The sequence below is a fragment of the Streptococcus suis YS56 genome (assembly GCF_000440115.1).
GTDB lineage: Bacteria > Bacillota > Bacilli > Lactobacillales > Streptococcaceae > Streptococcus > Streptococcus suis_L.
Window position 1 is genome coordinate 20,584 of sequence record NZ_ALMY01000022.1, and the last position, 11,806, is coordinate 32,389.

Here is an 11,806-nt window from a genome sequence, read left to right on the forward strand (position 1 = left end):
TGGCAGGATTTTGTAACCCCTTTCATTTATAGTTTATCATAACTCTTTTATCTTGTCAATTTTTAAAATAAAGAATTCGTATTTTTTAAAATTATATTCAAATATGTATTTCTGGTGGTATAATTAAAAGAATTTTGCAAATTAAAAACGCAGAAATCATGTTAGCAAATTGGCTGATTCCCTGCGTTTAAATATATACTTATCTACTATCAACTCTTGCCAATCTTTAGGTCATTGGGATTCCTAGATTTTGTCTTCTTCTATATATCGCTCCAGATTCAATTCCATTTGTCGATTAGCATCCAATTTATATAAAAAATATGCCTGACGAAAATGTTGTTTCGCACTCTCTGTATTTCCAAGTTCTTCATGGACATTACCTAGTAAACAAAATAAATCGGGTAAGGAATAATAGCTTCTGTGTGACCTACAAAATTCGATGGCCTTTGTGATGCTAGCTATAGCTTGGATGTAATCCTTCTTTAGCCACAGGTAACGTGAAATGTTATATTGAAGTTTAATTTTTAATTCCAATTCTTCAATCGTGATAGGTTGGAAATTATCCGTTTTTTCTGTCAGTCTTTCAAATTGTACATCAAATAATTCTTCATCATTAACATCAAAATAAAAATTTAGGAGTGTATTTGATACTTGTAAAAAAAATAAATTAGAACTCTCCAATTGTTCAAGTAGATATTCCATTTTAGATATAGCTTCCTTCTTTTTATCATAAAAATAAAAATCGACTAATCCACCTATCCACTCTAAGTATAATTGATTTGCTACCGATAAACGATGTTTATTATTAGACTCCAATTCATAAACATATCGTAGTCCTTGGTAGTCTCTATGGACTAAGAAATTTCGTACAACAGTTTTGAATTCTGCTAACTCCTCTTTCTGCTCAGAAACAGTGTCTTCAAAAAAGTAATTCATCGAAACATTTAGTTTTTTTGATAATTCAAAAAGCAATTCAGAGCCTGGAGTATAAGCACCACTCTCAATTCTACTAATTTGACCTTGTTTACAAATACCTTCTGCCAATTCTTTTTGAGATAATTTCATCTCTTTTCTTTTTTGTTTTAACCTAGAGCCTAATTGTATACTCATCGTTGTTACCTCACTCGTATTATATAACTATTCTAACACTTATGAATTTTAAAGACAATAAAAATATCCATTTGCACATTATTTATAAAATCTATATCAGAATATGTATGTTATCTCTTCGTTTCATCCTAAATCATGAACATCCCCTCTTATCACACTGTATCTTCACAATAAACTTCTAGCAGGATAAATTAAACGTTAAAAAAACGATACCTTTTCAGGCACCGTTCTATCTTTATTTAACAGCCTCTAAAGCCGCATCATAATCTGGATGTTCATTGACATTGTTCAAGTATTCCAAGTAGGTGATTTGGTTGTCGGCATTGAGGACAAAGACCGCACGCGCCAGCAAATTCCACTCTCGCATAAGTACACCGTAGGATTTACCAAAGGCATGATCATAGTAGTCAGACAGGGTGATGGCATCTTCCAAACCTGCAGCACCACACCAGCGTTTTTGGGCAAAAGGCAGGTCTGCTGAAATCGTCACGACAACCGTATTGTCACGGTCAGCCAGTTCCTGATTGAAGCGACGGGTCTGGGTATCGCAAATCCCTGTGTCAATAGAAGGCACCACACTGATGACCTTGGTCTGCTTGCCAAAGTCCTTCAAACTTTTCAGGCTCAAGTCATTGGCCATGAGCACAAAATCAGGGGCAGTATCTCCCACTTGCAAACGTGGACCTACCAAGGTCACTGGTTTTCCAATAAAGGTTGTCATAAACATCTCCCTTGCACTTAATATATCTATTGTAAGCGTTTATGACGAAAAATACCAGTTTTTTGACTGGTATTTATATTTTCAGGCTCTTTTCATCTTCCAAGCGTCTTCTTATTACCCAATCAAACATGTGGTCATTCGTCGCGAAGGAGGCACCGTTCTGACAATGCCATGAGGAAACACTATCGCGATGAAAGACGACCAGTTGCTTGTTGTTACTCGGTAGTTGATTAAAAAATTCTAGCCCCATATGATAATCATAGTAATTGTCACCTTCCGACAAAAATATGAGCCCGTCTGTTGTAAACGTCACTTCTGTAAATTCATTCGCCTTCCTAAGCAAGTCATTCAAGTTATCCGCGCCAAAGACCCATTTAGCTGCCAGTTTAGGAAGAATTGCCTTGAAATGTATTTCTCTATTACCTTTTCCAACAAGTCCGGAAAGCCCTTCACTACATAAGGATGTAAAAACTTAGGAATTGAAATCTTAAACGATTCAATCAGACTTGGAAAATAGTTAAACAGAACGACCTTATCAAATAGTTTCGGTCTAGCAGATACTGCACGCGCCATCAAAAGCCCTCCTAAAGAAATTCCCAAACCAATAGTTGGCAAACATACTTGACCTCGTTTACCATAGTCGTCCACCACTGCTTGGCAGACACTTGCCCAATCGGCAGTGAAGGGACAATTTTCATAGCGAATAAGATGGGACTGACCAGGTCCTTCAAAAAGAATAACTTGATAACCTTGTTCTAGGGCAGGAACGACGGATGTGAAATATAATTCCTCCAGTAGGGCATCGAAACCTCCGCAGACAAAGAAGGTCCCCTTAGGGCTACCATTTTGAGGTTTAAACAGGAGGGTTCGCAGGGTTTTGCCTTGATATTGGACAGGGTATTGTTCGTAGGGAATAGACAACAAATCCAAGCCTCGATAAAAATAGGCAACGGATTTTTCATAAGCATCCAGTTTTCGTTTATCAGTCGGATGTAAGAAAAATTCTGCCGCTTGGAAATACCGGCTAGCCCTCAAATAGGCCCTACCTTTAGAAATATCTGACCGATTCTGGTTTACTTCCTCTATCAAATGATGTCCAAAATCTGACCATTCTTTATACCAAGATTCTGCCTTTCCTGCTTTGATTTTTTCACAAATTCGTGCAACTTCTGCATAGTCTGCTCCTCCATAGGGTGCATACCAGAGCACCCTTGTTACTTCAAATTCAAACGGGAAAAATGAAAAGAAATGATGTTTCATCGGTTAACTCCTTTATTGGTAATTTGTAAATTCCACACTATTTTCTGTAAAAATACAATTTTAGTATATAATAGTTACAAGAAGAAAAATAGAAGTTACTTTGAGGTTCCTATGACAGAACAGCATCCTTTACGTGGACTCGCCCTTCCATTACTTGGAAAATGGGCCGTCGCCATCATCCTAGCATTGGCAGAAGGAGAAAAACATTTCGCCTTATTAGAGCGAGAAATTGGTCACGTATCCCGAAAAGTACTCAACCAAAATCTCAAGGCTCTCATCGAGATAAACTTGGTTGAAAAAATCGGACAAGCTTCACAAGGGTACAAGGTTTTCTATCGCTTAACCCCTCTAGGTAAAGAATTTCTCCCCTTGCTCCTTCAAATCAAGCAGTGGATAAAAGACCATGAAGAAGAACTGAAGCCTAAAAAATAAAAAGATTTAAGATGGAAGCATCATTTGAACAGATACTTCTCTCTTAAATCTTTTTTTCTACATTTTTACCCTTTTCAATCGCAGAGCGTTCAAGACGACTGACACTGAACTGAGGGCCATGGCTGCACCTGCAAACATAGGATTGAGCAGAGGACCACCAAATACATGTAAGAGCCCCATGGCGATTGGAATGCCAATCACATTGTAGGCAAAGGCCCAGAAAAGATTTTGTTTGATGGTCCGCATGGTTGCCTGGCTGAGTTTAACAGCCTTGACCACATCCAAAATGTCACTATGCATGAGAACAATGTTGGCAGACTCAATGGCAATATCAGTCCCTGAACCAATAGCCAGACCCACATGGGCTTGAGCTAGGGCTGGGGCATCGTTGATGCCATCCCCCACCATGGCGACTGTCTTGCCCTGTTCTTGCAAGAGCTTGACTTGGTTGGCCTTGTCATCTGGCAGGACCTGACTGACCACCTGCTCAATGCCGACTTCCTTGGAAATGGCCTGGGCAGTTTTTTCATTGTCCCCTGTCAGCATGACAACTTCTAATCCCATAGCTTGCAGAGCCTGGACAGCCTGACGGCTGGTCTCTTTTACTTTATCAGCAATGGCAATGACTGCTAGTAATTCTTGCTGGCTAGCTAGAAAAACAGGCGTCTTGGCTTGATGGGCAAATGCCTCCGCAACTGCACGCCCTTTGGAAACATCAATTCCCTGTTCCCGCATCAACCGTTCATTTCCCAGATAGATGGTCTGCTCTGCTATTGTCACCGAAAGACCACGGCCAGAAAGAGCCTGAAAATCGGTGGCGGGCAAGAGAGCAATCTCTTCTGTCTGAGCAGCTTGCAGGAGAGCCTGAGCCAAGGGATGCTCGGAAAATTGCTCGCTACTAGCTGCCAGCTGGAGGACCTGCTCACGATTTTTCGTAGACAAGAGATGAACATCTGTCACCTGAGGTTTGCCCTCAGTAATGGTCCCAGTCTTGTCGAAGACAATGGTATTCACAGCTTGTAGGGTTTCAATAGCTTGACCAGACTTGTACAGAAGACCGTTTTCTGCCCCTTTTCCAGTCCCAACCATGATAGCCGTCGGAGTTGCCAGACCCAAAGCACAAGGGCAGGCGATGACCAAGACGGCGATGATAATACTAAGGGAAAAAATCCATGATTCTTGACCGAGGAAGTACCAAGCAAGACCCGACAAGAAAGCCAAGCCCATGACAACTGGCACAAAGACGGCAGATACTTGGTCAGCCATTTTGGCAATGGGGGCCTTAGACCCTTGAGCCTCTTCTACCAAGCGAATAATCTGTGCCAGAGTCGTATCACGGCCAACCTTGGTAGCCTGCATGGTAATGGCACCTTGTTGGTTAAGGGTACCGCCAAAAACAGTATCGCCTAGAGCCTTCTTCACTGGCAGGCTCTCACCCGTCAGCATGGATTCGTCCACACGTGTCTGGCCATCTAGAACTTGACCGTCAACAGGAATCTGCTGACCTGGGCGAACAATGACCTGGTCACCGACCACCACATCTTCAATCGGTACTTGCATTTCCTGCCCATTTCGTAGGACCTGGGCAGTCTTGGGAGCCAGATTCATCAACTTCTTAATGGCCTCAGAAGTCTGACCGTTGGACCTAGCTTCAAAATATTTTCCAAGGGTAATCAAGGTCAAGATAACGGCAGCTGATTCAAAATACAGTTCTGGATGGTGACCGTGCATGGCTACTTCTTTCCCCATCAGAAGAAAAGCAATCATCAAAAGACCTTGAACCAAGGCTGCCCCTGTCCCAACAGCAATCAAGGAATCCATATTGGGATGGCCTTGCAAGAGAGTTTTAAAGCCTTTTTGGAAAAAACTGCGTCCGATATAAAGGACAGGGATGAGCAAGATGACTTGGCTGACCGCATAGACTAGCGGTTGATGGAGCAAGGCTGGTAATGGGAGACCGCCCCAAGGCAACATTGGCCCCATAGCAATATAGAGCAAAGGAAGTGTAAAGACTGCTGACCAGACAAATCGTTTCAAAAGACTGTTTTCCTTGCTTGGTCCCTTGTCCACCGTCTCTTCTACATCTTCTGGTCTGATTAGCTGATAGCCTGCCTGCTCAACTGCTTTTTCAAGACTAGCTGGATTTTGCAAATCACGGCTATAACGGATAGTCGCCTTTTCTGTTGCTAGATTAACACTGACTTCTTCTACACCCTCTAGTTTGCCCAGAGCTTTTTCAACCGTCATGGCACAGGAAGCACAGGTCATGCCTGAAATGTCATAAGACTCGGTCACCAAGTTATCGACTAGCTGATAACCCGCCTTTTCAACTGCCTGACGAATATCCTCTAGTCCCAAAAGCTTTTCATCGTAGATAACACTCAATTTTTCAGTCGCTAGATTGACACTGGCTTCTTCTACTCCTGCTAATTTACCAACAGCCTTTTCAACTGTTATGGCACAGGAAGCACAGGTCATGCCTGTAACGGGATAGGTAGCTTGTTTCATATCCTTCTCCTTTGACTACATTTGTAATCACATTATACACGATTTGACTACATTTGTAAACAAAATTGTTTCAAAAAAGTAGATTGAAATCAATCCAACCTACTTTTACATATTCATTTATTCTTTACCGGATTTTTTCCGATGAAGAAAAATAGCTGTTAAAATTCCTGCAACACCTAGCGCCACCAATAAGATGCTGACTTGCTCACCTGTACTAGGAAGACTTGATTTACCTTTTTTATTGGTAGGTGTTACTTTCTTATCAGAAGACACTACTGTTCCGCTTGATGAGGAAGTATCCGTAGCTCCTCCTGTGTCAGAAGCACTTGTAGACTGACTTGTACTGCTTGAAGTACTGGTTGAAGTTTCGGTACCACTTGATGATGGCTCAGTGCTGGTCGATGGTTCAGTACTAGTGGATGGTTCAGTACTACTTGATGAGTCGGTGCTGCTGGATGACGGAGTTGTTGCTGCTTCAATTTTTGCCATCATTTCAGCTTCAACAGCTTTTAGTTGGGCAAAAATCTCTGCTGAACGAGCCAAGGTTTCCTCGGTTACAGTTGGAGCCAGAGCTACGGCTGCATCTTCTGAAAGTCCAGCATATTGAGCATCAAGAGCTGCCTGCGCAGCAATCCATTCACTTTCAAGAGCAATCCATTTTTCTTGAATCGATGTACCAAATAACTCTGGGTGTGAGATGGCCATCTTATCAATATTTTGTACTGTCCAATACCATGAATTGGTATCATAAGAAGCTGAGCGATTTTTAAATGCTTCATAAGTATCTGTTACAAGTCCATAGAATGGTACATATGGTGTATTTCTAGTCTGACCAAGTCCCAACCAAACAATCCCTCCAAAGGCAGACGGCAAACTTTCTTTTATTTGATAAACGTGAGCATCAATGACATTTTCATTACCAAGAGCGTATTTATACGTTGCATCTGTTGCTTGGTCATTCGCACCGTTATCCCCTTGTTTTACCTTGCCCGCTTCATCGTCTGGACGAAATTCTGGAAGATGTTCAAAACGGTTACGTTGTAAGGCAAAGGTGTCTTGTAAACTAAAGCGACGACTTGAATCTGTTGGCTGACGTAGCAAATCATACACAGCATCTTCATAGGTTACAGGCGATGCTGGATCCATCAATTTAATACCTGCATACACACGGGAACGGTCTGCTTCAGCATAAGTTGCAGGACCGTATGATTTAGCGATATGGAACTGCCCATCAACTGTCACATAATTATCTGCTTGTTTGGCTACCGTTTCTACATTTGCAGAGGCAATGACATTTTCTGTGTCTGTTAAATCAACATGACCTAGATAGTAGGTATTGGCAAAAATTGCATACTTGTCTTCAGGGAACTTGATGGCTACGTATTGGTGTCCTGACAAAATTTCCATGTACCAAACTTCATTTTTGTCAGCAATAATAACAATATTCCCTTCTGCTGAGCCTTTTTCATCGATTGTCTTTGCAATCAGCTCAACACCTTCACGCGCACTAGTAACCCTAGGAAGAACATAATCAATCAAAATTGGTTCTCCCAGCCCTCCAGCTTCAACTAGAGGATCAACTGCCAAGACTTTAGCATTTGGAATAGCTGTTACAGTAGCAGTCATGGATACGCCTTTTTCGTTAAAACCGTGCGCCCCATAATTACCATTTGAACCATCCCCACGCGCCGCATCAGGCGTAGAGGTATACTTGAACTCATTTGCCAAATGTGGTGCTGTAAAACCAAATGTCTCATCCACCAACATATCTCCCTCAGCATAAGTTGCTGCTGGAACCACAATATAATTTTTATTGTGCGCTCCATTATCTGGTGGATAGGGATAATCTTCCGTTCTACCATAAAGGATAGAACCATCCGTTGTCAACCCTTTCCCAATGATAAAGCCTGAACAGGCTTGAACAATTTGGGCAGGGAGCATGCACACCAGCATGAGAAATGCTGCAATGCGAACTAAAGTCTTTTTCATAAGACTCTCTCCTTTCATATAATAAAATACCCATTTGCACATATATTGTAACGCAAAAGCACCTGCCTTGAAAGTGTTTTCAGAGCTATTTTACACATTTTTTCTAGCCAACATGGTCGCAAACCGCATCTTGAGGAAATTACCATGTTCGTCACGCTTATGGAGCTGACCAAAGTCTTCATTGTACTTGACCAATTCCCAGTCACGGTAGTATTCCTTCAACTCACCAGCTCCGAAGGTAAAGGAGAAATTCATCGGACAGGGTGCATCCTCCGTATCCATAGCCGCCACGATCAAGTTATAGCCACCCGGCCGTGTCTGCTCCTGCATATTGCGTATAATGGCTGGCACACGATCCCTCTCCAAGAACATAAATACCACAGTCGAGATAATCCAATCGTAGTCCTGCTCCAGACTGGCTGAATTGATGTCATAGGTCCCAGCTTGCAGATCCAAATCCTCTGCTTCCTTGACCTGCAAGAGTGTCTGGATACTCGGCACATGCTTATCCACTGCCGTTACCTCAAATCCCTGCTGGGCCAAATAAAGACTGTTCCTGCCATGTCCACAACCCAAATCCAAAACCTTGCAGGGCTCGATGATTTTCAAAGCCTCCAAGACTTCCGAATGCGTCCGTGTGTAGGCATATTTTTTGGCAAAATAATCCTCCGGCTGACAGAAAAATTCCAAGAAAAACTCCGTATCTTCTGTCAACAGGGTCACTCGATGCCAAGCCTGTGGCTCCACAAAGGGAATATCATCTATCGGACCATAAACATATTCTCCCAAAATCTCATTATCATCTGAAATCGGCTCAAACTTGAGTTGGCCCTTCAAGACCTTGATTTTGGCCCAAGTCCCCACCTTGGTATTATGCTTGGTCAAAAAATGCTGGGGAACCGTATCCTGATTCCAAATGGGCATGCGTTTGTAAGGAACTAAAACCGTCATTATTTCTCCTTCTAGTCAATAGTAGTTCTAGTCTATCACAAAGGAAATATGAATTCAAACCTATTTTTTACTTGACTTGGAGTTGACTCCAAGGTGTATAATAGTTCTTATAGTCTTTCAGTTTATCTTTTATTACGTCGTTAACTCGTTTTGCCGTACTCCAGTACTGCCTTCAACTCGTTGCCTAGTACTAAAAGCAAACTGAAAGACTATTTCAATCAGAAAGGATATTTACTGACAAAGTAAAAGTGTAAAAAACATGAAAGCAGCTATTTATGAAAAAGCCGGTAAGATGACCGTTGCAGAAATCGAAAAACCAAGCCTTCAAGCTAAGGATGATGTCATTATCAAGGTCGTGCGGGCCTGTGTCTGTGGGTCAGACCTTTGGGGCTACGGTGAGGATATTCACCATGACCACGGTGACACAAACTCTGGACATGAAGCCATCGGTATCGTTGAAGAGGTAGGCGAAGACATTACAACACTTGTTCCTGGTGACTTCGTTATCGTCCCATTTACACATGGTTGCGGACACTGTGATGCCTGTCGTGCTGGTTTTGACGGTACTTGTGACAACCATCCTGGCTACACCAACTGGGGCAACAACTACCAGTCTCAATACATTCGTTTCCACTATGGTAACTGGGCCTTGGTCAAAATTCCTGGTCAGCCAAGCGACTACTCAGAAGGCATGATCAAATCTCTCTTGACTCTGGCAGATGTTATGCCAACAGGCTACCATGCTGCGCGTGTTGCAGATGTCAAACCTGGTGACAAGGTTGTTGTCATCGGTGATGGTGCAGTGGGTCAATGTGCTGTAATTGCTGCAAAAATGCGCGGAGCTTCTCAGATTATCATGATGAGTCGTCACGCAGATCGCCAGCAAATGGCTTTGGAATCAGGGGCTACTGCCATCGTAGCAGAACGTGGTGAAGAAGGCATTGCCAAAGTCCGTGAAATTCTTGGTGGTGGAGCGGATGCTGCCCTCGAATGTGTTGGTACAGAAGCCTCTATTGACCAAGCCCTCGGTGTTCTTCATAATGGCGGTCGCATCGGTTTTGTTGGTGTGCCACACTACAACAACCACGCCCTTGGCTCAACTTTTGCTCAAAATATCATTATCGGTGGTGGCTCTGCTTCTGTCACAACCTATGATAAGGAAATTTTGCTCGATGCTGTTCTCAAAGGCGACATCAACCCAGGTCGAGTTTTCACCCAAACTTACAGCCTGGACAATATCGACCAAGCCTACAAGGATATGGCCAACCGCAAAACCATTAAAGCAATGGTGACGGTGGATTAATACTCTTCGAAAATCAAACTCAGCCGTTGTTGACTTGATTTGATGAACTTCAGTTCTATCTGCACCTGCGTCGCCTAGCCTGATTTTGATTTTCATTGAGTATAATACAAAAGAAAGCCCCAGATAGTCTCTGAACTGTCTGGGGGTTTTCGTATAATTTATAGAAAGATAAAAACGGAACCATCCCACTCATTAGAACTACTAATGCTCAACGGGAGTAGAAAGGTCCAGTTTCAGCATTTGCAATAACAGAAGCAAGTGTTAAGCATGAATTTTTTTATCTGCAATTGCATCCGTGAGGGTCTGTGAGAAATTCAATCCTAGTTCACGTCCTAGAGTGTCCGCCCAGCGTGGGATAGTGAGTGTTTTCTTTACTGGCTCTTGACTGCCCAAATACCTTGCAACGTCCACCATCACCATGGAGATAAAAGACTTGCTAGAATCGTAAACCATCTCAAAATCCTCATTACGGAAGGGGTTATTATCTACTAATGACAAAGTGTTTATAGAAGACGGGGTAGGAATGTCTCTTCCATTTTCGATATAATCAGCTAAGTTCATGCCTAACCAATCGCTAGCCATTGCCATAGCGTCTGCCATATCTTCGCCCTGAGTTGCTGAATGCTCAAAATCAGGGAAAGTTACAAAGTAAGGGGCGTTAGCTCCGTCTGTATCATCATAATAAAATAAAGCTGGATAAGTGACAAGCATAGTTTACCTCCAAAAGAAAACAAGCGGTAGACTGTTGTTATAACAGCCCTGCTTGCTTTTTGATACCCCTTTCGGTGTATTTGTTAATTTCACCGTGGGGAATGGTTATAGGTCGCTCGCCTGCTTTTTCAAGTTTAACGTGCGACCCCTTACCACCTTTGGTCTTTGTCCAACCATGGGCGGTAAGTAGCTTAACCATTTCTTTTTGTGTCATAGGCATAGCGCTTTTACCTCCTGACAAGATTATTATACCATACGTATTACACGTGTTCAACCATAAAAATCAGAAAATGTCTGAAATTTGTGACTGATACTCAATGAAAATCAAAAAAGACCAGGATTTCTCCCGGTCTTAGCGACTATTGATCGCCTTCATGGTCCGCTTAATATCACGGTCTTGCTCACGGCGTTTGATGGACTCTCGCTTGTCGTAATCGTGCTTACCTTTGGCAAGCCCAATCAAGACCTTGGCAAAGCCGTCCTTGATATAGACCTTGAGGGGCACCAGGGTCATCCCCGTTCCCTTGACCTCATTGCCCAAGGACTCAATCTGCTTCTTTCGTAAGAGGAGCTTGCGGGTCCGCGTTGGCTCCTGGTTCCAGATATTACCCTCATCATAGGGAGCGATATGGACATTGACCAACCAAGCCTCGCCCTGCTTGATCTGGGCAAAGCCGTCCTTGAGGTTGATCCGCCCAGCACGAATCGACTTAATCTCCGTCCCCGTCAGAACTATCCCCGCCTCCACTGTATCGACAATGGTATAGTCGTGGCGGGCTTTTTTATTCTGTGCAATTACATTGCCCTCACCCTTAGCCATG

General features: G+C 42.8%; 12 protein-coding genes. 2 read left to right on the forward strand and 10 right to left on the reverse strand.

What is annotated here, in order from left to right; translation table 11 throughout:
• Nucleotides 1-243: 243 nt before the first annotated feature.
• The 4 genes from SST62_RS0103230 to SST62_RS01000000111420 all read right to left on the reverse strand — a co-directional run bounded on the left by SST62_RS0103230 (nt 244) and on the right by SST62_RS01000000111420 (nt 3,091).
• Nucleotides 244-1,110, reverse strand: a complete 867-nt coding sequence (locus SST62_RS0103230) for a helix-turn-helix domain-containing protein (RefSeq protein ID WP_029186280.1) — start codon at nt 1,108-1,110, stop codon at nt 244-246.
• A 235-nt stretch (nt 1,111-1,345) separates the two neighbouring features.
• Nucleotides 1,346-1,831 (reverse strand): thiol peroxidase, encoded by a 486-nt coding sequence (tpx, locus tag SST62_RS0103235; RefSeq protein ID WP_029186281.1) that lies wholly within the window; start codon nt 1,829-1,831, stop codon nt 1,346-1,348.
• Nucleotides 1,832-1,904: 73 nt separating this feature from the next.
• Nucleotides 1,905-2,081 carry a hypothetical protein gene (locus SST62_RS1000000112855; protein ID WP_228376835.1) on the reverse strand — a complete coding sequence of 59 codons (177 nt, stop codon included), beginning with the start codon at nt 2,079-2,081 and terminating at the stop codon, nt 1,905-1,907.
• Nucleotides 2,082-2,179: 98 nt separating this feature from the next.
• A complete protein-coding gene (locus SST62_RS01000000111420) occupies nt 2,180-3,091 on the reverse strand; it encodes an esterase FrsA (protein ID WP_228376836.1) in 912 nt (303 codons plus the stop codon).
• Between the two features lie 111 nt (nt 3,092-3,202).
• Here SST62_RS01000000111420 and SST62_RS0103245 point away from each other — a divergent pair, with 111 nt between their 5' ends.
• On the forward strand, nt 3,203-3,523 hold the full coding sequence (locus tag SST62_RS0103245; protein WP_029186282.1) for a winged helix-turn-helix transcriptional regulator: 321 nt from the start codon (nt 3,203-3,205) through the stop codon (nt 3,521-3,523).
• 57 nt (nt 3,524-3,580) lie between these two features.
• Here the strand turns inward: SST62_RS0103245 and SST62_RS0103250 are convergent, their stop codons facing one another.
• The 3 genes from SST62_RS0103250 to tehB all read right to left on the reverse strand — a co-directional run bounded on the left by SST62_RS0103250 (nt 3,581) and on the right by tehB (nt 8,971).
• Nucleotides 3,581-6,031, reverse strand: coding sequence for a heavy metal translocating P-type ATPase (locus tag SST62_RS0103250; RefSeq protein WP_029186283.1), 2,451 nt, complete (start codon nt 6,029-6,031; stop codon nt 3,581-3,583).
• A gap of 117 nt (nt 6,032-6,148) precedes the next feature.
• On the reverse strand, nt 6,149-8,020 hold the full coding sequence (locus tag SST62_RS0103255; RefSeq protein WP_029186284.1) for a C69 family dipeptidase: 1,872 nt from the start codon (nt 8,018-8,020) through the stop codon (nt 6,149-6,151).
• A gap of 90 nt (nt 8,021-8,110) precedes the next feature.
• The gene (tehB, locus tag SST62_RS0103260) at nt 8,111-8,971 is read right to left on the reverse strand and encodes an SAM-dependent methyltransferase TehB (RefSeq protein WP_029186285.1); all 861 of its coding nucleotides are present in this window, start codon (nt 8,969-8,971) and stop codon (nt 8,111-8,113) included.
• Between the two features lie 259 nt (nt 8,972-9,230).
• Here tehB and SST62_RS0103265 point away from each other — a divergent pair, with 259 nt between their 5' ends.
• Entirely contained in the window at nt 9,231-10,274 is a 1,044-nt protein-coding gene (locus tag SST62_RS0103265; protein WP_029186286.1) for a zinc-binding dehydrogenase, read from the forward strand.
• A gap of 261 nt (nt 10,275-10,535) precedes the next feature.
• Here SST62_RS0103265 and SST62_RS0103270 read toward each other — a convergent pair whose 3' ends face one another.
• From SST62_RS0103270 to smpB, 3 genes are all read right to left on the reverse strand, one after another.
• Nucleotides 10,536-10,985 carry a type II toxin-antitoxin system HicB family antitoxin gene (locus tag SST62_RS0103270; protein ID WP_029186287.1) on the reverse strand — a complete coding sequence of 150 codons (450 nt, stop codon included), beginning with the start codon at nt 10,983-10,985 and terminating at the stop codon, nt 10,536-10,538.
• A gap of 37 nt (nt 10,986-11,022) precedes the next feature.
• Nucleotides 11,023-11,205: a type II toxin-antitoxin system HicA family toxin gene (locus tag SST62_RS0103275; RefSeq protein ID WP_014637653.1), complete on the reverse strand. Its 183-nt coding sequence runs from the start codon at nt 11,203-11,205 to the stop codon at nt 11,023-11,025.
• Between the two features lie 132 nt (nt 11,206-11,337).
• Nucleotides 11,338-11,805, reverse strand: a complete 468-nt coding sequence (smpB, locus tag SST62_RS0103280; RefSeq protein WP_029186288.1) for an SsrA-binding protein SmpB — start codon at nt 11,803-11,805, stop codon at nt 11,338-11,340.
• Nucleotide 11,806 lies beyond the last annotated feature (1 nt).

Bases quoted from the DNA above. Each gene is read 5' to 3' on its own strand.
- SST62_RS0103230 (WP_029186280.1), bottom strand. From the start codon at position 1,110: ATGAGTATACAATTAGGCTCTAGGTTAAAACAAAAAAGAAAAGAGATG.
- tpx (WP_029186281.1), bottom strand. From the start codon at position 1,831: ATGACAACCTTTATTGGAAAACCAGTGACCTTGGTAGGTCCACGTTTG.
- SST62_RS1000000112855 (WP_228376835.1), bottom strand. From the start codon at position 2,081: ATGGGGCTAGAATTTTTTAATCAACTACCGAGTAACAACAAGCAACTG.
- SST62_RS01000000111420 (WP_228376836.1), bottom strand. From the start codon at position 3,091: ATGAAACATCATTTCTTTTCATTTTTCCCGTTTGAATTTGAAGTAACA.
- SST62_RS0103245 (WP_029186282.1), top strand. From the start codon at position 3,203: ATGACAGAACAGCATCCTTTACGTGGACTCGCCCTTCCATTACTTGGA.
- SST62_RS0103250 (WP_029186283.1), bottom strand. From the start codon at position 6,031: ATGAAACAAGCTACCTATCCCGTTACAGGCATGACCTGTGCTTCCTGT.
- SST62_RS0103255 (WP_029186284.1), bottom strand. From the start codon at position 8,020: ATGAAAAAGACTTTAGTTCGCATTGCAGCATTTCTCATGCTGGTGTGC.
- tehB (WP_029186285.1), bottom strand. From the start codon at position 8,971: ATGACGGTTTTAGTTCCTTACAAACGCATGCCCATTTGGAATCAGGAT.
- SST62_RS0103265 (WP_029186286.1), top strand. From the start codon at position 9,231: ATGAAAGCAGCTATTTATGAAAAAGCCGGTAAGATGACCGTTGCAGAA.
- SST62_RS0103270 (WP_029186287.1), bottom strand. From the start codon at position 10,985: ATGCTTGTCACTTATCCAGCTTTATTTTATTATGATGATACAGACGGA.
- SST62_RS0103275 (WP_014637653.1), bottom strand. From the start codon at position 11,205: ATGCCTATGACACAAAAAGAAATGGTTAAGCTACTTACCGCCCATGGT.
- smpB (WP_029186288.1), bottom strand. From the start codon at position 11,805: ATGGCTAAGGGTGAGGGCAATGTAATTGCACAGAATAAAAAAGCCCGC.